The following is a 22,614-nucleotide window of genomic DNA, read 5'->3' as shown; positions in this document are numbered from 1 at the left end:
TTCCGGTGTTTCCGGTACTCACGAACCCGTGGGCACGGAGTCAGTCGCCTCCGTCCACAGATCCTGCTCGGCGCGATCCGCCTGGATCTGGCGGTACACGAGGAGCCCGCCGATGGCGGCCAGTGCGACCAGGAGAAGCTTCTTCACCGCGCGACCTCGTCTTTCCTTGACGTAGGGGACCTCTGGCGCCCGACTATACACACCGACCGATATCGATCGGTGACCTACGTCGGGCCACCAACTTCCGCCCATGTGAGAACAATTCTTTTCGTTTACGCCCATCCGAGTGGTGTTCATCGGAACATCGCCGTGCCACGGGCGTCGGTCCACCACTTCGCGGCCCTCATACACATCATGAGGAAAGTACGCAAATCGCCCGACCCGAAAGTGAGGGGCCATGACCCAGAACAAGGTCATGAAGCTGTGGACCGCCATCGTCACCGCATTCCTCGCCCTGTGCACCGCGCTCGGCCTCGTCACGGCGACGACCGCCGCGGCATCACCGCAGGCACCGCGGACCGAGGAACCGTGCAGCAGCACCATCCCGGTATCGGACCCACTCCCGCCCCTCTTGTCCCGCCTGGCCCCCACGTCCCTGCCCCCGACGATGAAGCAGCGCATCCAGGCCGAGGCCCACGGCAAGTCCCCCGGCTGCCGCCGTCGTCCCCTCGCCGACCAGGAAGCTTCCGCCCCGCCCGAGCACCAGGCCCCCCTGCAGACCTGACCGTCCGGGCAGTACTCCAGCGACGTAACGACACAACGGCGAGTTTGCGTACAGCCACCCGCACAGAGAGACCCCCGACCGGCAGATCCGGTCGGGGGTCTCGTCTTACCGTCGCGGCCTGATCGCGGGGCGCCGGTGTCCCAGGTCCGCCGGCATCCAGGCCGAGGCCCGTCCCCTGCCCGCCCACCGGTGACCGTCGGGGCCGAAGGAGCGGTCACATCCGGTCACATCCGTCGCACGTCCCGGCCGATACGGCCCGCGCACGCCGGAGAAGCCTGCATAGAGAAGGCCCCTGGATACCGAAGACCGCTACATACAGAAGACCGCTACATACAGGAAGACCCCCAACCATCATCGGTCGGGGGTCTTCACGGTGGTGGGGCTAACAGGATTTGAACCTGTGGCCTCATCCTTATCAGGGATGCGCTCTAACCAACTGAGCTATAGCCCCGCCGCGCTCTGCGGTGTATGTCCCGCGCGCTGACTCCTGAAGATTAGCGCACGAGAGGGGCAGTCCCAAAATCGGTTGTCCGGGGGACCGTCACTCGTCCTCGGCGAGAGTCAGCTCGATACCGCCGACGAAGCCCGCGGAGAGGTTGTAGATGAACGCGCCCAGCGTGGCGAGGGCGGTGGCCAGGACGACGTCGATGACCGCGATGACCGCGGCGAAGGTCAGGACGTGCGGCAGCGAGAGGAAGGCCTGCAGGTCGAAACCGGTGGACTCGGTGGAGCCGGTGGCCTCCGAGATCTGCCCGCCGACCGTCGAGAAGACGCCCATCGCGTCCAGGACCATCCACAGCACCGCGGACGCGACGACCGTGCAGATGCCGATCGCGATGGAGAGCAGGAAACTGACCTTCATCACCGACCACGGGTCGGCCTTGGCCACCCGCAGCCGCGCCTTGCGCGTGCGGGGCACGGTGCGCGTTCCGGCGCCGGTGCGCGGGCGGCGTACGGCCGCGCCGGTGCCCTGGGCCGGGTAGGCCTGCGGCGGGTGGTAGGGGCCCGAGGGCTGCTGCGACTGGCGTTCCCCGGGCAGCGGCGAGGCCGCCTCGGGGGCCGGCCGCGCCTCACGGCCTCTGGTGTCCGCCACAGGCCCCCCCTGGGGCCCGTGCGAGTCGGGCGAGGGCGAGTCCGCCGCGGCCGGCCTGACGGCCTTCAGATTGGTCGTGTGCGGATCCGTCGGCTGCGCGGCGCCCGCGGCGGAGCCATGGCCGCCGCCGCCCGTTTCCGTACCCGTGGGGGTACCGGCCGACCCGGCGCCCGTGGCTCCGCTCACGATGACTCACTCCTCGTGCTACTCGTCCGAGGGCGCCTCACCCTCGTCCGTGCCGGTGGTCGCGGCGCCCTCGGCGGTCTCGTCGACGGCCACGTCGCCGTCGACCTCCTCCGCCTCACGCCCCGCTTCGGCGTTACGTGCGATGCCGACCACGGCATCGCGCTTGCCCAGGTTGATCAGTTGGACGCCCATGGTGTCACGGCCCGTCTCCCTGACCTCGTTGACTCGCGTACGAATCACACCGCCGGAGAGGGTGATGGCGAGGATCTCGTCGTTCTCCTCGACCACCAGCGCGCCCACGAGCGATCCGCGGTCCTCCACGATCTTGGCGGCCTTGATACCGAGGCCACCGCGGCCCTGGACGCGGTACTCGTCGACGCGGGTCCGCTTCGCGTACCCGCCGTCTGTGGCAGTGAACACGAACGTACCGGGTCGAACAACATTCATCGAGAGAAGCTCGTCGCCCCCGCGGAAACTCATGCCCTTGACACCCGAGGTGGCACGGCCCATGGGCCGCAGGGTTTCGTCCGAGGCGGTGAACCTGATCGACTGCGCCTTCTTGCTGATCAAGAGCAGATCGTCATCGGCCGAGACGAGCTCGGCTCCGATCAGTTCGTCGTCCGAACCGTCCTCGCGCTCCCGCAGATTGATCGCGATGACGCCGCCGGAGCGGGGCGAATCGTAATCCTTCAGTGGCGTCTTCTTGACCAGACCGGCCTTGGTGGCCAGCACCAGGTACGGCGCCGCCTCGTAGTCCCGGATCGCCAGGATCTCGGCGATCGCCTCGTCCGGCTGGAAGGCCAGCAGGTTGGCGACGTGCTGTCCGCGCGCGTCCCGGCCGGCGTCGGGCAGCTCGTACGCCTTCGCCCGGTACACCCGGCCCTTGTTGGTGAAGAACAGCAGCCAGTGGTGCGTGGTCGAGACGAAGAAGTGGTCGACGATGTCGTCCTCCTTCAGCTTCGCCCCGCGCACCCCCTTGCCGCCGCGCTTCTGCGCCCGGTAGTCGTCCGTCTTCGTCCGCTTGACGTAGCCGCCCCGCGTGACCGTGACGACGATGTCCTCCTCGGCGATCAGGTCCTCGATGGACATGTCACCGTCGTAGGGCACCAGCATGGTCTTGCGGTCGTCGCCGTACTTCTCGACGATCGCGGCGAGCTCCTCGCTGACGATCCCGCGCTGGCGGACCGGCGAGGCCAGGATCTCGTTGTACTCATTGATCTTCGCCTGGAGCTCGTCGTGCTCCTGGACGATCTTCTGCCGCTCCAGGGCGGCCAGGCGGCGCAGCTGCATCTCGAGGATGGCGTTGGCCTGGATCTCGTCGATCTCCAGGAGCTCCATCAGGCCCCCGCGCGCGATCTCGACGGTGTCACTGCGCCGGATCAGCGCGATGACCTCGTCGATGGCGTCCAGCGCCTTCAGCAGACCGCGCAGGATGTGCGCCCGCTCCTCCGCCTTGCGCAGCCTGAAGCGCGTACGGCGGACGACGACCTCGATCTGGTGCGTCACCCAGTGCCGGATGAACGCGTCCAGCGACAGCGTGCGCGGCACGCCGTCGACCAGCGCCAGCATGTTGGCGCCGAAGTTCGTCTGCAGGTCGGTGTGCTTGTACAGGTTGTTCAGGACGACCTTGGCGACCGCGTCCCGCTTCAGGACGATGACCAGGCGCTGACCCGTGCGGGACGAGGTCTCGTCCCGGACGTCCGCGATCCCGCCGACCTTGCCGTCCTTCACCAGGTCGGCGATCTTCTGCGCGAGGTTGTCGGGGTTCACCTGGTACGGCAGCTCCGTCACCACCAGGCACTGGCGGTTCTGGATCTCCTCGACCTCGACCACCGCGCGCATGGTGATCGAACCGCGGCCCGTGCGGTAGGCCTCCTCGATGCCCTTGCGGCCGACGACGAGCGCGCCGGTCGGGAAGTCCGGGCCCTTGATGCGCTCCATGAGCGCGTCCAGCAGCTCCTCGTGCGAGGCCTCCGGGTTCTCCAGGTACCACTGGGCGCCGGCCGCGACCTCGCGCAGGTTGTGCGGCGGGATGTTGGTGGCCATGCCGACCGCGATACCGGCCGAACCGTTGATCAGCAGGTTCGGGAAGCGGGCCGGCAGGACGGTCGGCTCCTGGGAGCGGCCGTCGTAGTTGTCCGTGAAGTCGACGGTCTCCTCGTCGATGTCGCGGACCATCTCCATCGACAGCGGCGCCATCTTGCACTCGGTGTAGCGCATCGCCGCCGCCGGGTCGTTGCCCGGGGAGCCGAAGTTGCCGTTGGAGTCCACCAGCGGCATGCGCATCGACCACGGCTGGGCGAGGCGCACCAGGGCGTCGTAGATCGAGGAGTCGCCGTGGGGGTGGTAGTTGCCCATGACGTCGCCGACCACGCGCGCGCACTTGTAGAAGCCGCGCTCGGGGCGGTAGCCGCCGTCGTACATGGCGTACAGGACACGGCGGTGGACGGGCTTGAGACCGTCGCGGACGTCGGGCAGCGCGCGGGACACGATGACGGACATCGCGTAGTCCAGGTACGAGCGCTGCATCTCCGTCTCGAGCCCGACGGGCTCGACGCGCATCGCGACTTCGCCGCCCTCTTCGGGGGTGACGGGAGTGTTCTCGTCGGCCATTGCTGGTGAAGATCCTTCCCTGTGCGGTCAGCTGAGACCGACTCAGATGTCGAGGAAGCGGACGTCCTTGGCGTTGCGCTGGATGAACTGGCGGCGGGCCTCGACGTCCTCGCCCATCAGGACCGAGAACAGGTCGTCGGCCTGGGCGGCGTCGTCGAGGGTGACCTGCCCGAGGACCCGGTGCTCCTGGTCCATCGTGGTCACGCGCAGTTCCTCGGCGTTCATCTCGCCGAGACCCTTGAAGCGCTGGATGGAGTCCTCGCGGATGCGCTTGCCGCGCTGCCGGCCCATCTCGATCAGGGCGTCGCGCTCGCGGTCCGAGTAGGCGTACTCGATGTCGTCCCGGCCCCACTTGATCTTGTACAGCGGGGGACGGGAGAGGTACACGTGCCCGGCCTCGACCAGCGGCCGCATGAAACGGAACAGGAAGGTCAGCAGCAGGGTGCTGATGTGCTGGCCGTCGACGTCGGCGTCCGCCATCAGGATGATCTTGTGGTAGCGCAGCCGCTCGATGTCGAAGTCCTCGTGCACACCCGTGCCGAAGGCCGAGATCAGCGCCTGGATCTCCTGGTTCTGCAGGATCTTGTCGATCCTGGCCTTCTCCACGTTGAGGATCTTGCCGCGGATCGGGAGGATCGCCTGGTACTCGGGGTTCCGGCCGGACTTGGCCGAGCCGCCGGCGGAGTCGCCCTCGACGATGAAGATCTCGCACTTGGTCGGGTCGTTCGACTGGCAGTCGGAGAGCTTGCCCGGCAGGGACGCCGACTCCAGCAGGCCCTTGCGGCGGGTGAGGTCACGGGCCTTGCGGGCCGCCACGCGCGCGGTGGCCGCCTGGATGCCCTTGCGGATGATGTCCGCCGCCTCGTTCGGGTTCCGGTCCAGCCAGTCGTTGAGGTGCTCGTAGACGGCCCTCTGGACGAACGTCTTCGCCTCGGTGTTGCCCAGCTTGGTCTTGGTCTGGCCCTCGAACTGCGGCTCGCTCAGCTTGACCGAGATGATCGCCGTCAGACCCTCGCGGATGTCGTCGCCCGTGAGGTTGTCGTCCTTCTCGCGCAGCAGCTTCTTGTCGCGCGCGTACTTGTTGATCAGCGAGGTCAGCGCGGCGCGGAAGCCCTCCTCGTGCGTACCGCCCTCGTGGGTGTGGATGATGTTGGCGAACGAGTACACACCCTCGCTGTAGCCGCTGTTCCACTGCATCGCGACCTCGAGGGACAGGCTCTTGTCCTTGTCCTCGGCGTCGAGGTCGATGACGGTGGGGTGGACCACGTCCCCCTTGCGGGAGTTGAGGTACTTCACGAAGTCGACGATGCCGCCCTCGTAGTGGTACGTGACGGTCTTGACCTCGTCCTTCTCGTCGGCGCCCGCCTCGTCCGCACCTGCGGTGGCCTTCGCCGACTCGCGCTCATCGGTGAGTTTGATCGTCAAACCCTTGTTGAGGAACGCCATCTCCTGAAAGCGCCGCGACAGCGTCTCGAAGGAGTAGTCGGTGGTCTCGAAGATGTCCGGGTCGGCCCAGAAGGTGACCGAGGTACCGGTCTCCCCCGTCGCCTCGTGCTGGGCGAGCGGAGCCGTGGGGACGCCCATCTTGTAGTCCTGCGTCCAGCGGTGGCCGTCGGTCCTGACCTCGACGGAGACCTTGGACGACAGGGCGTTCACGACGGAGACGCCGACGCCGTGCAGACCGCCGGAGACCGCGTAACCGCCGCCGCCGAACTTGCCGCCCGCGTGCAGCACGGTCAGCACGACCTCGATCGCCGGCTTCCCCTCGGACGGGACGATGCCCACCGGGATACCGCGGCCGTTGTCGACGACCCGCACACCGCCGTCGGCCAGGATCGTCACGTCGATGGTGTCCGCGTGCCCGGCGAGCGCCTCGTCGACGGAGTTGTCGACGACCTCGTACACGAGGTGGTGCAGGCCGCGCTCACCGGTCGAGCCGATGTACATACCGGGTCGCTTGCGGACCGCGTCCAGACCCTCGAGGACGGTGATGGCGCTGGCGTCGTACGAGGCCGTGACCTCACCGTTCGAGGAGGTTGCCGGGCCGTTCGCGCCCGCGTCGGTGGACGGGATGTTCTCGTTGGGGTTGCCGGAATCGGCCACGAAGCGCCCTTTCTGGCACAGCACGAGCCAGGCTCTGGGGGTCCCCCCTCCGGGGGAGGGTTGCCGGAGCGGCTGCGGCATGTTGCGTTGGTAAGCCCTGAATCAGCGTTGCTCAGCTTTTCCCGGACGGTCCCCACGTTTGGGGGCGGGATTGGCTTCCAGTCTACCGGTAGCGCCGACAGTGATGGGGGTTTGCCGGTACCTGAGTCCGCATGTGCCGCCCTGAACCGGTCTCCGCCGGGTCCCGATATACGGAAGGGGGCTCCAAGAGGCTCACAGCGGCACTCAGCGCTTCGGGATGTCAACCCCTCGCTCCTCAAGGGTCAGGTCAGGATTCGCAAGAGCGTGCGGTGTACCCCGGACCACCGGGACGCGTCCCCAGCAGACCCCGGCGACGTCCTCATGTGAGGTCTGTCACCCGTAGGTGTCACCCGGGCCCGTGCTGCCCGGAGCACGCAACGGGCCATAGCGGCGGACCGGACCACCGGGCCCGAACACCTTGATCATCCGGACCGCGCCGTGCCCGAGGTCCTCGTTCAACCGCGCCACCAGAGTCGGCGCCAGCAGCCGCAGATTCGTCGCCCACGCCGTCGAATCACAGCGCACGACCAGCACCCGCTCGTCCTCGTCGTACTTCTCCGGAACGCAGTGCTTGGCCACGTCCTCGCCCACGATCTGCGGCCAGCGGCCCATCACACCGCCCACCGCGGCCGGGGCCTCCCAGCCCCGCTCGGTGATCAGCCGGTTGATCGCCGCACCGAGCGCCATCGGATCACGGCCGTCCGCCCGCGCACCGGACCGCAGACCGCCCCGCCGTGCCTGCTTCTTCTGCTGCACCGCGTCCCCACGCGCGCGTGCCTGCTCCTTCGCGGCCCGCAGCGCCACCCGCGCGAGATCGACACCCGACGGCTCGGGCGCCTTGCCGGGAGTCCTGTCGGGACCGGAGCCCTCGCCGCTCATACCCGCTCCACCGCCCCCTCGGACACGGCGAACCGGACACCCGCCAGCACATGCGGCACGTCGTCGTCGACCGCGGCCGTCACCAGCACCTGCTCACCGGGAGCCACCAGCTCCGCCAGCCGCTCACGGCGCCGGGCGTCCAGCTCGGCGAAGACGTCGTCGAGGATCAGCACCGGCTCGTTGCCCTCCGCCCGCAGCAGGTCGTACGACGCCAGGCGCAGCGCCAGCGCGAAGGACCAGGACTCGCCGTGCGACGCGTACCCCTTGGCGGGCAGCTCACCGAGCTTGAGCACCAGATCGTCCCGGTGCGGGCCCACCAGGGTCACGCCCCGCTCGATCTCCTGCTTGCGGGCCTCCGCCAGGGCCGCCATCAGCTGGGCGTACAGATCCTCGCGCGTGTGCGCCTCACCCGGCGCCGACGGCTTGTACTCCAGCGCGACCGGACCGCCGCCGGGGGCCAGTTGCTCGTACGCCTTGTCGGCCAGCGGCTGGGTCGCGGCGATCAGATCGAGCCGCTGGGCGAGCAGCTCGGCACCCGCGCGCGCGAGATGCTGGTCCCACACGTCCAGCGTGGACAGATCTATGGCGCGACCACCGTGCCGCCGGGCCAGCGCCGCCGACTTCAGCAGCGTGTTGCGCTGCTTGAGCACCCGCTCGTAGTCGGAACGGACGCCGGCCATGCGTGGGGAACGCGCGGTGACCATCTCGTCCAGGAAACGGCGCCGCTCCCCGGGATCACCCTTGACCAGGGCGAGGTCCTCGGGCGCGAACAGCACGGTCCGCACGATCCCCAGCACGTCCCGCGGCCTGGCCTGCGAGGACCGGTTGATCCGGGCACGGTTGGCCCGGCCGGGGTTCAGCTCCAGCTCGACCAGCTGCTGCCGCTCGCCCTGCCGGACCTGGGCACGGACGACCGCGCGGTCGGCGCCCACGCGCACCAGGGGAGCGTCGGAGGCGACCCGGTGACTGCCGAGGGTGGCGAGGTAGCCGATCGCCTCGACCAGATTCGTCTTGCCCTGCCCGTTCGGGCCGACGAAGGCCGTGACGCCCGGGTCCAGCGGGACCTCGGCCCGGGCGTACGAGCGGAAGTCGGCCAGCGACAGATGCGTGACGTGCATGGTCGTTCGCCGACCTCCCCCAGGCTTGTGGATCGCGGGGCGACCCTGTGGACAGTCTTTCCGGCCTCTTCCGGCCCTCTCGGGCTCCGTCGAGTCGGCGCTACGGCTTCTTCTCGACCGCGTGGCCGCCGAACTGGTTGCGCAGCGCGGCGATCATCTTCATCTGCGGGGAGTCCTCCTGCCGCGAGGAGAACCGAGCGAACAGCGACGCGGTGATCGCCGGCAGCGGCACCGCGTTGTCTATGGCGGCCTCCACGGTCCAGCGTCCCTCGCCGGAGTCCTGAGCGTAACCCCGCAGCTCTTCCAGGTGCTCGTCCTCGTCCAGGGCGTCGACGGCGAGGTCGAGCAGCCAGGAACGGATCACCGTGCCCTCCTGCCAGGAGCGGAAGACCTCGCGCACGTTCTCCACGGAGTCGACCTTCTCCAGCAGCTCCCAGCCCTCCGCGTAGGCCTGCATCATCGCGTACTCGATGCCGTTGTGGACCATCTTCGCGAAGTGGCCCGCGCCGACCTTGCCGGCGTGCACGGCGCCGAAGTCGCCCTCCGGCTTGAGCGCGTCGAACACCGGCCGTACCTGGGCGACGTGCTCGGCGTCGCCGCCGTACATCAGCGCGTACCCGTTCTCCAGGCCCCAGACGCCGCCGGACACACCGCAGTCGACGAAGCCTATGCCCTTGGCGGCCAGTTCCCCGGCGTGCCGTTCGTCGTCCGTCCAGCGGGAGTTGCCGCCGTCCACGACCACGTCGCCGGGCTCCAGGAGCTCGGCGAGCGCGTCGATCGTGGTCTGGGTGGGCTCGCCGGCCGGGACCATCACCCAGACCACTCGCGGGCCCGAGAGCTTGCCCACCAGTTCTTCCAGGCTGTGGACGTCCGCGAGGTCGGCGTTGCGGTCGTATCCGAGGACGGTGTGGCCCGCGCGGCGGATCCGCTCGCGCATGTTGCCGCCCATCTTGCCGAGGCCGACGAGACCGAGCTCCATCAGTTGTGTTCCTTAGGTCGCTGTGTGGCGTGTGAGGCACTGTCGTACCCACGTACGACCCTAAACCCGGACGCTCGTGCACAGCTGTGGGCATACGCGCTCATTCGTATGCCCTCACCTGGGGCTTTGCCGGAGACAGCGCTCAGCCGCTGAGCCGCACCGGCATGATCAGGTACTTGTAGGCCTCGTCCGCCTCGGCATCCACCGCCGGCTTGCCGCTGAGCAGCGCGGGCTTGGTGGACGTGGTGAACGAGAGCTGGGCCACCGGGGAGTCGATCGCGCTCAGCCCGTCCAGCAGGAAGGTCGGGTTGAAGGCGATGGAGATGTCGTCGCCGTCCAGTTGGGCGTCGACCCTTTCCACAGCCTGTGCGTCGTCGCTGGAGCCCGCCTCCAGGATGAGCACGCCCTGCTCGAAGCTCAGCCGCACCGGGGTGTTCCGCTCGGCGACCAGGGCCACACGCTTGACGGCCTCCACGAAGGGGGCGGTCTCGATCACGGCGACGGAGTTGAACTCGGTCGGGAACAGCGTGCGGTACTTCGGGAGGTCGCCCTCCAGCAGACGCGTGGTCGTCCGCCGCCCGGCGCCCTCGAAACCGATCAGGCCCTCGCCCGCGCCCGAGCCGGACAGCGCCAGGATGACGTTGTCGCCGCTGGTGAGCGCCTTGGCGGTGTCCTGGAGCGTCTTGGCGGGGACCAGGGCGACCGCGGAGACGTCCGGGTTCTCCGGCTTCCACAGGAACTCACGGACCGCGAAGCGGTAGCGGTCGGTGGAGGCCAGCGTGACCGTGTCGCCCTCGATCTCGATGCGCACACCGGTGAGGACGGGCAGCGTGTCGTCACGGCCGGCGGCGATGGCGACCTGCTGCACGGCGGAGGCGAACACCTCGCCGGGGACGGTGCCGGTCGCGTTCGGCATCTGGGGCAGTGCCGGGTACTCCTCCACAGGCAGTGTGTGGAGCGTGAACCGCGAGGAGCCGCAGACCACGGTCGCCCGTACACCGTCTGTGGAAATCTCCACCGGCCGGTTGGGGAGGGCCCGGGAGATGTCGGCGAGCAGGCGGCCGGAGACGAGGACCGTGCCCTCCTCCTCGACCTCCGCCTCGACGGACACCCGCGCGGAGACCTCGTAGTCGAAGCTGGACAGGCTCAGTTGGCCGTCCTCGGCCTTCAGCAGCAGGCCGGCGAGGACAGGCGCCGGCGGACGGGCCGGGAGGCTGCGTGCCGCCCAGGCCACTGCCTCCGCGAGTACGTCGCGTTCCACCCGGATCTTCACCGTAAGCCGCCTCCTGCTGCTGTTGCTTCTGAGTCCTCCGACTCGGTGTCACCGCCCACTGCGACGGGAAGGACACCGGGGACCAGTCTGACGCACCGCACTGACAGTAGGTGCCTGTCGGGGTCAAGTCGCTCCGAGGGGCAGCCGGGCTCGAGACGGCGAGTTGTGCACAGGCCCCGCTTCGAAACGGATTCCCAGCTCTCTATGGTCGGGAGTAGTAGTAGGGCCTGTGGATACCGTGGATAACCTTGTTTGCCCAGCTCAGAGGCCAAATTTTATCCACCGGTCCTGTGGGTGACGCCCGTGGACAACCCAGGGGTTCTGTGGAGAACAGAAAGTTCTGCACACACCGCCCACAGCCCGAGGGCAGTTCTCCCCAGCTGCGTCCCCAGGTTTACCCACGTTTCCCACACCCCAACCCGGCACCTTGGTGTGACGCCTTTCACTCGGAGCGGTGACCGGGTGCGTCGCGTTGCCGAACAGTGGACAACGATGTGGAGAAGCCGCCAATCGCTGGGGACAACGGGCCTCAGGCTGTGGGTTGTCGGTGGACAAGTCCGTGCACAGCCTGTGGATCCCCGTTTCGTCCACAGCCTGTGGAGATCGTTCGTCCACCGATCCACAGGCACATGAGCTGGGCCGATGACCTTTCGACCGCACAGCCTGTGGATGGTTTCGGGACAACTTCGCAGTCCCCAGCATGTGGACGCAAGAAAGTGCCCGAATCTGTGGAGGGCGGCCGTAACCCGGCAGGTAATCGAACACGGGATGGCCGTGGCACGACGAAGGGCGCCCACGGGATCTCCTCCCGCGGGCGCCCTCAGCGCCGCATCAGGGCCGTCTCACGGCCGTCTCAGCCGTTCTTGATGCGGTTGGTCAGCTCGGTGACCTGGTTGTAGATGGAGCGGCGCTCCGCCATCAGCGCGCGGATCTTGCGGTCGGCATGCATCACGGTCGTGTGGTCGCGGCCACCGAACTGCGCGCCGATCTTCGGCAGCGACAGGTCGGTGAGCTCACGGCACAGGTACATGGCGATCTGCCGGGCGGTGACCAGGGCGCGTCCGCGCGAGGTGCCGCACAGGTCCTCGACCGTGAGGCCGAAGTAATCCGCGGTCGCGGCCATGATCGCGGTGGCGGTGATCTCGGGGGCCGCGTTCTCGCCGCCCGGGATGAGGTCCTTGAGGACGATCTCCGTCAGGCCCAGGTCCACCGGCTGCCGGTTGAGCGAGGCGAACGCCGTCACCCGGATCAGCGCGCCCTCCAGCTCGCGGATGTTGCGCGAGATCCGGGAGGCGATGAACTCCAGCACCTCCGGCGGGGCGTTGAGCTGCTCCTGCACCGCCTTCTTCCGCAGGATCGCGATGCGGGTCTCGAGTTCGGGCGGCTGGACGTCGGTGATCAGGCCCCACTCGAAACGGTTGCGCAGCCGGTCCTCCAGCGTGACCAGCTGCTTGGGCGGCCGGTCGCTGGAGAGCACGATCTGCTTGTTGGCGTTGTGGAGCGTGTTGAAGGTGTGGAAGAACTCCTCCTGCGTCGACTCCTTGTCCGCCAGGAACTGGATGTCGTCGACGAGCAGGATGTCCATCTCGCGGTAGCGCTTGCGGAAGCTGTCGCCCTTGCCGTCGCGGATGGAGTTGATGAACTCGTTGGTGAACTCCTCCGAGCTCACGTACCGCACGCGCGTGCCCGGGTAGAGGCTGCGCGCGTAGTGCCCGATGGCGTGCAGCAGGTGCGTCTTGCCGAGCCCGGACTCCCCGTAGATGAAGAGGGGGTTGTACGCCTTCGCGGGTGCTTCGGCGACGGCGACCGCGGCCGCGTGCGCGAAGCGGTTGGAGGCGCCGATGACGAAGGTGTCGAAGAGGTACTTCGGGTTCAGCCGCGCGGTGGGCTCGCCGGGGCCGGTCGCCGGTGCGGGCTGTGCGGCCAGCGGGCCGGGAGCGCCGGTCGTGGGCAGGTTCGGGCCCACGGGTCCGCCGCGGTGCACGTGACCGGCTCCGGCCGGCGGCTCCGGGCGTTCGCGGCGGCCCGGTTCGCGCTGGTCGTAGTCGCGCTGGTCGTAGTCGACGCGGGAGGGGTCGTACTCGGAGCGCGGGTGGTCGTAGTCCGGGCGCGGCTTGTCGTACTGCTGTTCGTATGACGGGCGGTCCATCGCCGGCGGGCGGTAGTCCTGGGGCGGGGCGCCGTAGGAGTCGCGGTGCGGCTCGCCGTACGTGTCCGAGGGGGATGCGTACGGGTCGCGTTCCGGGAAGCCCAGGCGCTGCTGCTGCCAGCCGTAGTCGTCATGGGCCGGGCGCGGCCAGGCACCGGGCTCGGGCCGCTGGTACTCGGACGGGTAGGCGGGCCGGGCGGTGGGGAGCTGGTCGTCGGCCCGGTGCCGGCCGTAGCCCTCGTACCCCCCGCCGGGGAGTTCCGGCTCCTCGTAGCGCGGCTGCGGCTGGGCGGGCGGTGCGGGCGGGGCCGGGGGGTCGCCCGCGGAGTCGTCGACGGTGATCGCGATCCGGATGGGGCGGCCGCACTCCCGGCTCAGGGTCTCGCTGACGACAGGGGCGAGACGGCCTTCCAGTACGCCCTTCGCGAATTCGTTCGGTACGGCGAGCAGGGCGGTGTCCGCGACGAGCGCGAGGGGCTGGCAGCGCCGGATCCAGTGCTCGTCCTTGACCTCCACCCCCTGCCCGCGTCCCTCTCCGAGGAGCTGCTCCAGTACTCGTGGCCACACTGCGGCAAGATCGGCAGGTACGTCAGCCACAGGGCACGCTCTCTCACAGGTCCCACGAACGTGTGGTTGTGGGACGGGTCGGGATGTAGATCGGCGGGGCGAGGGGACAAAGGAACGAATCGGAGTCCAGTCACGGTAGTCAGGGCGGCGGCTACGGTTCAAGTTGTTGTCCCCAGCCTGTGGACAGTGTCCCTCCGTGACACTCGGTTTGACCGGACAGCGCGGTCCCGCGTACCGTAACCAGGTCGAGTTGTCGATGGCTGCTGCCGCCTGCCTCCGATGGGCACAGATCGCTGTAGGTGATCGGGAAGCGGTGCACTCGGGCGTGATGCGAGCTTCTCGTGGGCGCACGGTGACAGCCAGGACGGCACCCCGCCACTACCGATTTCTTCTGGAGCCCCCGAGTGAGCAAGCGCACCTTCCAGCCGAACAACCGTCGTCGCGCGAAGACCCACGGCTTCCGGCTGCGTATGCGCACCCGTGCCGGCCGCGCGATTCTCGCGTCCCGCCGTAGCAAGGGTCGCGCCCGTCTGTCCGCCTGATTCCGATCAGGTCATGACGTCGTGCTGCCCACCGAGAACCGGCTGAGGCGGCGCGAGGACTTCGCGACCGCGGTACGACGGGGTCGCCGGGCTGGTCGCTCGACGCTCGTCGTCCACCTTCGTAGCGGTGCCACGGACCCGCACGCGCCTGGGGAGAGCGCTCCCCCGACGCGTGCGGGTTTCGTCGTGAGCAAGGCCGTGGGTGGTGCGGTCGTGCGCAACCAAGTGAAGCGCAGACTTCGCCATCTGATGCGGGACCGAGTCGCCCTGTTTCCCCCCGGTAGCCTGGTAGTCGTACGAGCGCTGCCCGGAGCGGGCGACGCAGACCACGCACAGCTGGCCCGAGACCTGGACGCCGCCGTTCAGCGGCTGCTGGGAGGGGGCGCGCGATGAAGTACCCGCTGCTGGCTCTGATCAAGCTGTACCAGTGGACGATCAGTCCGCTGCTCGGGCCGGTGTGCAAGTACTACCCGTCGTGCTCCCACTACGGCTACACGGCCATCGACCGGCACGGTGCGATCAAGGGCACGGCACTCACCGCCTGGCGCATCCTGCGGTGCAATCCGTGGTCGCTGGGTGGGGTGGACCATGTTCCGCCGCGCAAGCGCCCGCGGTGGCACGAAATGCTGCGTGGCGCCTGGCGTGCACGCAGGGGCGGGCCCTCCGCCGCCGAACCGGCCCTCGAAGGAAAGCTTCCTCCCGAGTCTTCTTCGAGCCCGGCCGCAGAGACCTCGTCCCATGCCCAAGGAGCATGATTAGTGGACACGATTGCCAGCCTTTTCAGCTTCATCACGACACCCGTTTCATGGGTCATCGTCCAGTTCCACACGGTGTACGGCGCCATCTTCGGGCCTGACACCGGCTGGGCCTGGGGCCTGTCCATCGTGTCCCTGGTGATTCTCATCCGTATCTGCCTGATCCCGCTCTTCGTGAAGCAGATCAAGGCGACCCGGGCCATGCAGACGCTGCAGCCCGAGATGAAGAAGATCCAGGAGCGCTACAAGAACGACAAACAGCGTCAGTCCGAAGAGATGATGAAGCTGTACAAGGAGTCGGGCACCAACCCGCTCTCCTCGTGCCTTCCCATCCTGGCGCAGTCTCCGTTCTTCTTCGCCCTGTACCACGTGCTCAACGGCATCGCGTCCGGCACGACCATCGGCGTCATCAACGAGTCGCTGCTGGCCAGCGCCCGCCAGGCGCACATCTTCGGGGCCCCGCTGGCCGCGAAGTTCAAGGACGGTGCCGCCACCGTCCAGGCCCTGGGCGCCACGGTCACCGATGTGCGGGTCGTCACCGCCGTCATGATCGTCCTGATGTCCGCGTCGCAGTTCTACACGCAGCGCCAGCTGATGACGAAGAACGTCGACACCACGGTGAAGACGCCGTTCATGCAGCAGCAGAAGATGCTGATGTACGTCTTCCCCGTCATGTTCGCCGTCTTCGGTATCAACTTCCCGGTCGGTGTCCTCGTCTACTGGCTGACCACCAACGTGTGGACCATGGGCCAGCAGATGTACGTGATCCACAACAACCCGACCCCGGGTTCCAAGGCCCAGGCCGCCTACCTGGAGCGCCTGACCAAGCACGTCACGCACCACGGCAAGGTCCGCCGGCGGAGCGAGAAGACCATCATCAAGGCGATCGTCGCCAAGGGCCGCGACCGCAACGAGTTCGAGCGCAAGTTCATCAACGGCCTGACCAAGGCGGGGCTGGCGGCCCAGGCCGACGGGTCCGTGATGAAGAGCGAGGGCCAGGCCGCGGTGCAGGCCGAGGACGGTGCGACGACCACCGCCACCGTGACCGCTACCGCCACCAAGCGGCAGCAGCCCAAGCGGCAGAGCAAGTCCCAGCGCCAGACCGGCGGGCCGAAGCAGGCGGCTGACTCCGTCGCGTCCACGTCGCTGGAGAAGTCCGAGGAGCCCGAGGACGCCAAGCCTGCCGCCGCCGCCAAGAAGGCCGCCCCGAACCCCGGCAACGGCACCCGCAGCAAGGCCCAGTCCGGCCAGCGCAAGGGTGGCCCGCAGCGGCCCAAGTCCCCCTCCAAGAAGTAAGAAGGAGCCCATCCCGTGACGGAAGGCACCACCTCCGCCGCTGCCGAGGGTGCAGACACCCTGACCCGCCTGGAGCAGGAGGGCGAGATCGCGGCGGACTACCTCGAGGGTCTGCTGGACATCGCCGACCTCGACGGCGACATCGACATGGACGTCGAGGCCGACCGTGCCTCTGTGTCGATCATCAGCGACACGGGCGGCCGCGACCTGCAGAAGCTGGTCGGACGGGACGGCGAGGTGCTGGAGGCGCTGCAGGAGCTGACGCGTCTGGCCGTTCACCGGGAGACCGGGGACCGCAGCCGGCTGATGCTGGACATCGCCGGCTACCGGGCCAAGAAGCGCTCCGAGCTGTCCGAGCTGGGCGCCAAGGCCGCCGCGGAGGCCAAGAGCAGCGGCGAGCCCGTGAAGCTCAAGCCGATGACCCCGTTCGAGCGGAAGGTTGTGCACGACGCGGTGAAGGCCGCTGGTCTGCGCAGCGAGTCCGAGGGCGAAGAGCCGCAGCGCTTCGTCGTCGTCCTGCCCAACTGATTCGGTTCGTACGTCCCTCGGCCCCGTCTGTTGCGCAGGCGGGGCCGAATTTTGTCAGCCTGGTAGTTCTGGTGGTCGGCGCGTGCGCGCTGATGCGGTACGGAAGGACGGTCCCCGTGACGGAGGCAGCGGAGCTCCCCCCTGCGCCCGAGCAGGCGCGAGAGGTGTTCGGTGATCGCTTCGCCGATGCGGTGCGCTATGCGGAGCTGCTGGCCGAGGCCGGTGTGCAGCGTGGGCTGATCGGCCCCCGTGAGGTGCCCCGCCTCTGGGAGCGGCACCTGCTGAACTGCGCGGTGCTCTCGGAGGTGGTTCCCGAGGGTGTGACCGTGTGCGACGTCGGCTCTGGTGCCGGTCTGCCCGGGATTCCGCTGGCACTGGTCCGCGAGGACCTGAAGATCACCCTTTTGGAGCCGCTCCTTCGGCGTACCAACTTCCTGACCGAGGTCGTCGAACTGCTGGGCCTGGACCATGTGACCGTGGTGCGCGGCCGTGCCGAGGAGGTCATGGGCAAGATCCCGCCGGTTCATGTGGTCACGGCCCGTGCGGTGGCTCCCCTGGACCGGCTGGCCACATGGGGCATTCCGCTGCTGCGACCGTACGGCGAGATGCTCGCGCTGAAGGGGGACACCGCGGAGGAAGAGCTGAAGGCCGCGGCCACCGCGCTGAGCAAGCTCGGTGCGGTGTCGACGTCCATCCTTCAGGTGGGTGAGGGAGTGGTGGATCCCCTGTCCACCGTCGTGCGGGTCGAAGTGGGCGAGAGCCCCGGTGGTGTTCGCTTCGCGGCCAAGCGGGCCAAGGCGGCCCGTACGGGGCGAGTGCGCAGGCGTCGGTGAGGGCGGCTGGACGGATCGGCCGCACTCATCCGTCCTGACGACGAGGCGTACTCCACACAAGCTGCCCAACCCACGCATGACGGAGTGTCGCGACAGTCCGGGCGCGCTCGCTGTGCATCGTGTTTCACGTGAAACGTCGCTCATTGCTGCACGGCATCATCAGTCGTGGCCGCGCCGCGGCCGAACCGCGTGACCGGAAGCCCCTCGGTTCACTCGGAGGGGCAACGGAGTTGTCCACAGAGGTGGATTTCTCCACAGAACAACAGGCCTCACTGGTTCACGACCCCGAAGGCATGGGAGGCTCTGTGTATTGCGAGCCTGAAGTCGAGGAGAGTGAATCCTTGCGGTCCGACGCCAATATCGCGGGACCGATGACCGATCCGGTCCCCGGCCCCCGTACCGAGTCGATGGGGGCGGATGTTTCACGTGAAACACCGCCTCCGATGGACGACACTCCCATCGGTCGTGCTGCCCAACTTGCGGTGGAGGCTCTCGGCCGCGCCGGTGAAGGCCTGCCGCGGCCTGAGCAGACCCGGGTCATCGTGGTCGCCAACCAGAAGGGCGGCGTCGGCAAGACGACGACGACTGTCAACCTTGCCGCTTCGCTCGCTCTGCATGGCGGTCGCGTTCTGGTGATCGACCTCGATCCGCAGGGCAACGCGTCCACCGCTCTCGGGATCGACCACCACGCCGAGGTCCCGTCCATCTATGACGTCTTGGTCGAGAGCAAGCCCTTGGCGGAGGTCGTCCAGCCGGTTCCCGATGTCGAGGGGCTGTTCTGTGCCCCGGCCACGATCGATCTCGCCGGTGCGGAGATCGAGTTGGTGTCCCTGGTCGCTCGGGAGAGCCGCCTGGAGCGGGCGATCCGGGCCTACGAACAGCCATTGGACTACGTCCTCATCGACTGCCCGCCCTCACTCGGCCTGTTGACGGTCAACGCGCTGGTCGCCGGCCAGGAGGTCCTCATCCCGATCCAGTGCGAGTACTACGCGCTGGAGGGGCTTGGCCAACTGCTGCGCAACGTCGACCTGGTGCGGGGACATCTCAACCCCGGCCTGCATGTATCGACGATCCTGCTCACGATGTACGACGGCCGGACGCGGCTCGCGTCCCAGGTCGCGGAGGAGGTGCGCACCCACTTCGGCGACGAGGTGCTGCGGACGAGCATTCCCCGGTCGGTCCGCATCTCCGAGGCGCCGAGTTACGGGCAGACGGTTCTGACGTACGATCCAGGTTCGAGCGGTGCCCTCTCTTATCTAGAGGCCGCACGAGAGATCGCGCTGAAGGGTGTCGGGGTCAGCTACGACCCGATTCAGGCCCACATCGGCGCACAGAGCAATCCGAGCATGGTGGAGGGGATCCAGTGAGCGAGCGACGGAGGGGGCTGGGCCGTGGTCTCGGCGCACTGATTCCTGCTGCCCCGACGGAGAAGACTCCGCCTCCGGCCGCGGTGGGAGGTGCGGTACCGACGTCCCCCACGACGGTGCCGGTCCTGACGGCCGACCGGGGGGTGGCCGCGGCGAAGGTGACCACGCTGCCGCCCGTTCCCGGGGAGGCCGAGGAGCCGTCGGTGAGCGGGCGCGCGGAGGAGCCCGCGCCCCCGATGGGCGCGCACTTCGCCGAGATTCCCCTCGACTCCATCTCGCCGAACCCTCGCCAGCCGCGTGACGTCTTCGATGAGGACGCGCTCCAGGAGCTCGTCACCTCTATCCAGGAAGTCGGCCTCCTCCAGCCCGTCGTCGTGCGGCAGCTGGGTGCTGACCGCTACGAGCTCATCATGGGCGAGCGGCGCTGGCGGGCTTGCCGTGAGGCCGGTCTCGAGGCGATCCCGGCGATCGTACGGGCCACGGAGGACGAGAAGCTCCTCCTGGACGCACTGCTGGAGAACCTGCACCGGGCACAGCTGAACCCGCTGGAAGAGGCGGCCGCCTACGACCAGCTGCTGAAGGACTTCAACTGCACGCACGACCAGTTGGCGGACCGCATCGGGCGTTCCCGCCCGCAGGTCTCCAACACGCTGCGTCTGCTGAAGCTCTCGTCGGCCGTGCAGAAGCGGGTGGCCGCCGGTGTGCTTTCCGCCGGGCATGCCCGTGCGCTGCTCTCCGTCGAGGACTCGGAGGAGCAGGACCGGCTGGCCCACCGGATCGTGGCCGAGGGACTTTCGGTGCGGGCGGTCGAGGAGATCGTGACGCTGATGGGCTCACGGCCGCAGAAGGCGCAGCGCTCCAAGGGGCCGCGGGCCGGCGCCCGCGTCTCCCCGGCGTTGAGCGATCTCGCCACTCGGCTGTCCGACCGTTTCGAGACCCGGGTGAAGGTCGATCTGGGGCAGAAGAAGGGCAAGATCACGGTCGAGTTCGCCTCCATGGAAGACCTGGAGCGGATCCTGAGCACGCTCGCTCCGGGCGAGGGTCCGGTCCTGCAGAAGGGTCTCCCGGACGGTGAGTCCCCGGAGGCCGAAGAGGCGGAGTCCTGACGGCGCGGCTGATCCGCGCGGTCGGGCGGGAGAGCGGGTCGTGTCCGGTGCGTACCGGAACACGGTCCGCTCTTTGCTTTCAGGCGGTGTCTAGGCAATCACATCGTGGATACGATGCGATCGGGTATGGCGCATCCACCTGGCGGCACCTCTGACGGGGAGGCGGGGGCCATGCGATCGGTGAGCCGCACCGGACTGGTGAGCGCGGGCCTCGGGCTCGGCGCGGTCGGCGGGTTCGTCGGCGGTCTGCTCAGGGAACGGAGCGTACTGACAGCCGCTCGCGGAGCCGCGGGCGAAGGAAGTGAGGAACAGCCTTCATGGGGCGCCGGCTCGTACCGCTCACGCTGGACAACCTTCAGGACCTTCCCAACCGCTGCCGCTCGTGCGTCTTCTGGGAACTTGATCCGGTCAGCGGCGAGGCCGCGGTAAAGGCAGGCACAGCCGCGCTGGAGAAGGAGGCGTGGATCTCCGCCGTCCTGCTGGACTGGGGATCCTGCGGCCGGGTGGTCTACGTCGACGACATCCCGGTGGGCTTCGTGCTCTACGCTCCCCCTGCCTATGTCCCCCGTTCCACCGCCTTCCCCACCAGCCCCGTGTCCCCGGACGCGGTGCAGCTGATGACCGGCTTCATCATGCCGGGCTATCAGGGGCAGGGGCTCGGCCGGGTGATGGTTCAGACGGTCGCCAAGGATCTCCTGCGTCGAGGCTTCAAGGCCATCGAGGCGTTCGGTGATGTCCGGTGGAAGGAAGCGGCCTGCCTGCTGCCCGCAGATCATCTGCTGGCCGTGGGCTTCAAGACGGTCCGGCAGCACCCCTCGCATCCCCGGCTCCGACTGGAACTCAGGTCGACTCTCTCCTGGAAGGAAGATGTGGAGATGGCGCTCGACCGGTTGCTGGGAGCAGTGCAGAAGGAACCGGCACTGCGACCCCTCTGAAGCAACTGGGCCTGAAGCGAATGCCTTACAGCGAATGGGCCAACCCGGAGGGGTTGGCCCATTCGTGTTTCACGTGAAACGTCACTCGGCGATGAAGTCCTCGAGATCGCGGACGATCGCGGCCTTGGGCTTGGCGCCGACGATGGTCTTGGCGACCTCGCCGTGCTGGTAGACGTTCAGGGTCGGGATCGACATGACGCCGTACTTCGCAGCCGTGCCCGGGTTCTCGTCGATGTTGAGCTTCACTACCTCGATCTTGTCGCCGTACTCGGCGGCGATGGCCTCGAGGGACGGAGCGATCTGGCGGCACGGACCGCACCAGGCGGCCCAGAAGTCCACCAGGACGGGCTTGTCGCTCTTGAGGACGTCCTGCTCGAAGGAGTCGTCGGTCACGTTCTTCAGGTCGGCCACGGGTGGCTCCTCACTGGTGCGTGCGGTGGGGTGGAAGGGGGGTCAGACGGCGGTCTTCTCGGGCTCGGGCTTCTCCTCGTCCGCGAGGGCGGCGAGGAAGCGCTCGGCATCCAGGGCGGCGGAGCAGCCCGTGCCGGCTGCGGTGATCGCCTGGCGGTAGGTGTGGTCGACCACGTCACCGGCGCCGAAGACACCCGTCAGGTTGGTGTGGGTGGAGGGGGCGGCGACCTTCAGGTAGCCCTCCTCGTCCAGGTCCAACTGGCCCTTGAACAGCTCGGTGCGCGGGTCGTGGCCGATCGCGATGAACAGACCGGTCACCGGCAGGTCCGACAGCTCGCCGGTCCTGACATTGCGCAGCTTGAGGCCGGAGAGCTTCTGGCCGCCCTGGATCTCGGCGACCTCGCTGTCCCAGACGAACTTGATCTTCGGGTCGGCGAAGGCACGCTCCTGCATGGCCTTGGACGCGCGCAGGGTGTCCCGGCGGTGGACGATGGTCACGGACCTGGCGAACCGGGAGAGGAAGGTGGCCTCCTCCACCGCGGTGTCGCCACCGCCGATCACGGCGATGTCCTGCTCGCGGAAGAAGAACCCGTCACAGGTGGCACACCAGGAGACGCCGCGGCCGGACAGGGCGTCCTCGTTCGGCAGACCGAGCTTGCGGTGCTGCGAGCCGGTGGTGACGATGACCGCCTTCGCCCGGTGGACCGTGCCCGCGGTGTCCGTGACGGTCTTGATCTCTCCGCGCAGGTCCACCGAGACGACGTCGTCCGGGATCAGCTCGGCCCCGAAGCGTTCCGCCTGGGCACGCATGTTGTCCATGAGCTCGGGGCCCATGATGCCATCGCGGAAGCCCGGGAAGTTCTCCACCTCGGTGGTGTTCATCAGCGCACCACCCGCGGTGACCGCGCCCTCGAACACCAGCGGCTTCAGCGACGCACGGGCAGTGTAGAGCGCCGCCGTGTAGCCGGCGGGCCCGGAGCCGATGATGATCACGTTACGGACGTCGCTCACGGCTTGATTCCTCGTCTCTGGTCTGCGTCATTCGACCGGTGGGAGCACCTTCGGAGCCCTCACCC

At 68.3% G+C, this 22,614-nt stretch carries 21 protein-coding genes and 1 tRNA gene; 10 read left to right on the top strand and 12 right to left on the bottom strand.

The genetic code is table 11. The features are described from left to right. Positions 1–18 precede the first annotated feature (18 nt). Positions 19–147 carry a DLW-39 family protein gene (locus tag ABZX30_RS06535; protein WP_003999697.1) on the bottom strand — a complete coding sequence of 43 codons (129 nt, stop codon included), beginning with the start codon at positions 145–147 and terminating at the stop codon, positions 19–21. 250 nt (positions 148–397) lie between these two features. On the opposite strand from ABZX30_RS06535, the gene ABZX30_RS06530 reads away from it, so the two are divergent. After that, on the top strand, positions 398–724 hold the full coding sequence (locus ABZX30_RS06530; protein WP_355929619.1) for a DUF6344 domain-containing protein: 327 nt from the start codon (positions 398–400) through the stop codon (positions 722–724). Positions 725–1,098: 374 nt separating this feature from the next. Here ABZX30_RS06530 and ABZX30_RS06525 read toward each other — a convergent pair. From ABZX30_RS06525 to dnaA, 9 genes are all read right to left on the bottom strand, one after another. Beyond that, a tRNA-Ile gene (locus ABZX30_RS06525) sits at positions 1,099–1,175 on the bottom strand. A gap of 90 nt (positions 1,176–1,265) precedes the next feature. Further along, complete coding sequence (locus ABZX30_RS06520) at positions 1,266–2,003, bottom strand: DUF3566 domain-containing protein (RefSeq protein ID WP_355929617.1); 738 nt, start codon at positions 2,001–2,003, stop codon at positions 1,266–1,268. An 18-nt stretch (positions 2,004–2,021) separates the two neighbouring features. Then, complete coding sequence (gyrA, locus tag ABZX30_RS06515; protein ID WP_355929615.1) at positions 2,022–4,616, bottom strand: DNA gyrase subunit A; 2,595 nt, start codon at positions 4,614–4,616, stop codon at positions 2,022–2,024. Positions 4,617–4,658: 42 nt separating this feature from the next. Then, entirely contained in the window at positions 4,659–6,719 is a 2,061-nt protein-coding gene (gyrB, locus tag ABZX30_RS06510; RefSeq protein ID WP_355929613.1) for a DNA topoisomerase (ATP-hydrolyzing) subunit B, read from the bottom strand. 414 nt (positions 6,720–7,133) lie between these two features. Next, a complete protein-coding gene (locus ABZX30_RS06505) occupies positions 7,134–7,679 on the bottom strand; it encodes a DciA family protein (protein ID WP_355929610.1) in 546 nt (181 codons plus the stop codon). Next, complete coding sequence (recF, locus tag ABZX30_RS06500) at positions 7,676–8,797, bottom strand: DNA replication/repair protein RecF (RefSeq protein WP_355929609.1); 1,122 nt, start codon at positions 8,795–8,797, stop codon at positions 7,676–7,678. The genes ABZX30_RS06505 and recF overlap by 4 nt, the downstream gene beginning before the upstream one ends. Positions 8,798–8,897: 100 nt before the next feature. Continuing rightward, a complete protein-coding gene (gnd, locus tag ABZX30_RS06495; RefSeq protein WP_355929606.1) occupies positions 8,898–9,776 on the bottom strand; it encodes a phosphogluconate dehydrogenase (NAD(+)-dependent, decarboxylating) in 879 nt (292 codons plus the stop codon). A 142-nt stretch (positions 9,777–9,918) separates the two neighbouring features. After that, positions 9,919–11,049, bottom strand: a complete 1,131-nt coding sequence (gene dnaN, locus ABZX30_RS06490) for a DNA polymerase III subunit beta (RefSeq protein WP_355929603.1) — start codon at positions 11,047–11,049, stop codon at positions 9,919–9,921. 853 nt (positions 11,050–11,902) lie between these two features. After that, positions 11,903–13,795: a chromosomal replication initiator protein DnaA gene (gene dnaA / locus ABZX30_RS06485; RefSeq protein WP_355929601.1), complete on the bottom strand. Its 1,893-nt coding sequence runs from the start codon at positions 13,793–13,795 to the stop codon at positions 11,903–11,905. A gap of 374 nt (positions 13,796–14,169) precedes the next feature. Here dnaA and rpmH point away from each other — a divergent pair, with 374 nt between their 5' ends. From rpmH to ABZX30_RS06440, 9 genes are all read left to right on the top strand, one after another. Next, positions 14,170–14,307 carry a 50S ribosomal protein L34 gene (rpmH, locus tag ABZX30_RS06480; RefSeq protein ID WP_003956500.1) on the top strand — a complete coding sequence of 46 codons (138 nt, stop codon included), beginning with the start codon at positions 14,170–14,172 and terminating at the stop codon, positions 14,305–14,307. A gap of 21 nt (positions 14,308–14,328) precedes the next feature. Further along, on the top strand, positions 14,329–14,700 hold the full coding sequence (rnpA, locus tag ABZX30_RS06475; RefSeq protein WP_355929598.1) for a ribonuclease P protein component: 372 nt from the start codon (positions 14,329–14,331) through the stop codon (positions 14,698–14,700). Beyond that, positions 14,697–15,062, top strand: coding sequence for a membrane protein insertion efficiency factor YidD (yidD, locus tag ABZX30_RS06470; RefSeq protein ID WP_355929596.1), 366 nt, complete (start codon positions 14,697–14,699; stop codon positions 15,060–15,062). Before rnpA ends, yidD begins: the two co-directional genes overlap by 4 nt. 3 nt (positions 15,063–15,065) lie before the next feature. After that, a complete protein-coding gene (gene yidC / locus ABZX30_RS06465; protein ID WP_355929593.1) occupies positions 15,066–16,358 on the top strand; it encodes a membrane protein insertase YidC in 1,293 nt (430 codons plus the stop codon). 15 nt (positions 16,359–16,373) lie between these two features. Further along, positions 16,374–16,886 carry a R3H domain-containing nucleic acid-binding protein gene (locus tag ABZX30_RS06460; RefSeq protein WP_355929590.1) on the top strand — a complete coding sequence of 171 codons (513 nt, stop codon included), beginning with the start codon at positions 16,374–16,376 and terminating at the stop codon, positions 16,884–16,886. Positions 16,887–17,002: 116 nt separating this feature from the next. Further along, on the top strand, positions 17,003–17,719 hold the full coding sequence (gene rsmG / locus ABZX30_RS06455) for a 16S rRNA (guanine(527)-N(7))-methyltransferase RsmG (RefSeq protein ID WP_355929587.1): 717 nt from the start codon (positions 17,003–17,005) through the stop codon (positions 17,717–17,719). A gap of 293 nt (positions 17,720–18,012) precedes the next feature. Then, positions 18,013–19,086 carry a ParA family protein gene (locus ABZX30_RS06450; RefSeq protein ID WP_355929877.1) on the top strand — a complete coding sequence of 358 codons (1,074 nt, stop codon included), beginning with the start codon at positions 18,013–18,015 and terminating at the stop codon, positions 19,084–19,086. Then, positions 19,083–20,192, top strand: coding sequence for a ParB/RepB/Spo0J family partition protein (locus ABZX30_RS06445; RefSeq protein WP_355929585.1), 1,110 nt, complete (start codon positions 19,083–19,085; stop codon positions 20,190–20,192). The genes ABZX30_RS06450 and ABZX30_RS06445 overlap by 4 nt, the downstream gene beginning before the upstream one ends. A 317-nt stretch (positions 20,193–20,509) precedes the next feature. Next, positions 20,510–21,127, top strand: coding sequence for a GNAT family N-acetyltransferase (locus tag ABZX30_RS06440; RefSeq protein ID WP_355929582.1), 618 nt, complete (start codon positions 20,510–20,512; stop codon positions 21,125–21,127). Positions 21,128–21,208: 81 nt separating this feature from the next. Here ABZX30_RS06440 and trxA read toward each other — a convergent pair whose 3' ends face one another. Together trxA and trxB are read right to left on the bottom strand one after the other, a co-directional pair. After that, positions 21,209–21,538 carry a thioredoxin gene (gene trxA / locus ABZX30_RS06435; protein WP_355929580.1) on the bottom strand — a complete coding sequence of 110 codons (330 nt, stop codon included), beginning with the start codon at positions 21,536–21,538 and terminating at the stop codon, positions 21,209–21,211. A gap of 42 nt (positions 21,539–21,580) precedes the next feature. After that, positions 21,581–22,549 carry a thioredoxin-disulfide reductase gene (trxB, locus tag ABZX30_RS06430; protein ID WP_355929577.1) on the bottom strand — a complete coding sequence of 323 codons (969 nt, stop codon included), beginning with the start codon at positions 22,547–22,549 and terminating at the stop codon, positions 21,581–21,583. Positions 22,550–22,614: the final 65 nt, after the last annotated feature.

The organism is Streptomyces sp. NPDC004542 (assembly GCF_040610035.1).
Taxonomy (GTDB): domain Bacteria; phylum Actinomycetota; class Actinomycetes; order Streptomycetales; family Streptomycetaceae; genus Streptomyces.
This window is presented reverse-complemented; position numbering and strand designations above follow the sequence as displayed.

What these genes read in the sequence shown, in the direction of transcription:
- ABZX30_RS06530 (WP_355929619.1), top strand. Translation starts at nt 398, where the DNA reads ATGACCCAGAACAAGGTCATGAAGCTGTGGACCGCCATCGTCACCGCA.
- gyrA (WP_355929615.1), bottom strand. Translation starts at nt 4,616, where the DNA reads ATGGCCGACGAGAACACTCCCGTCACCCCCGAAGAGGGCGGCGAAGTC.
- ABZX30_RS06505 (WP_355929610.1), bottom strand. Translation starts at nt 7,679, where the DNA reads ATGAGCGGCGAGGGCTCCGGTCCCGACAGGACTCCCGGCAAGGCGCCC.
- recF (WP_355929609.1), bottom strand. Translation starts at nt 8,797, where the DNA reads ATGCACGTCACGCATCTGTCGCTGGCCGACTTCCGCTCGTACGCCCGG.
- gnd (WP_355929606.1), bottom strand. Translation starts at nt 9,776, where the DNA reads ATGGAGCTCGGTCTCGTCGGCCTCGGCAAGATGGGCGGCAACATGCGC.
- yidD (WP_355929596.1), top strand. Translation starts at nt 14,697, where the DNA reads ATGAAGTACCCGCTGCTGGCTCTGATCAAGCTGTACCAGTGGACGATC.
- ABZX30_RS06450 (WP_355929877.1), top strand. Translation starts at nt 18,013, where the DNA reads ATGGGAGGCTCTGTGTATTGCGAGCCTGAAGTCGAGGAGAGTGAATCC.
- ABZX30_RS06440 (WP_355929582.1), top strand. Translation starts at nt 20,510, where the DNA reads ATGGGGCGCCGGCTCGTACCGCTCACGCTGGACAACCTTCAGGACCTT.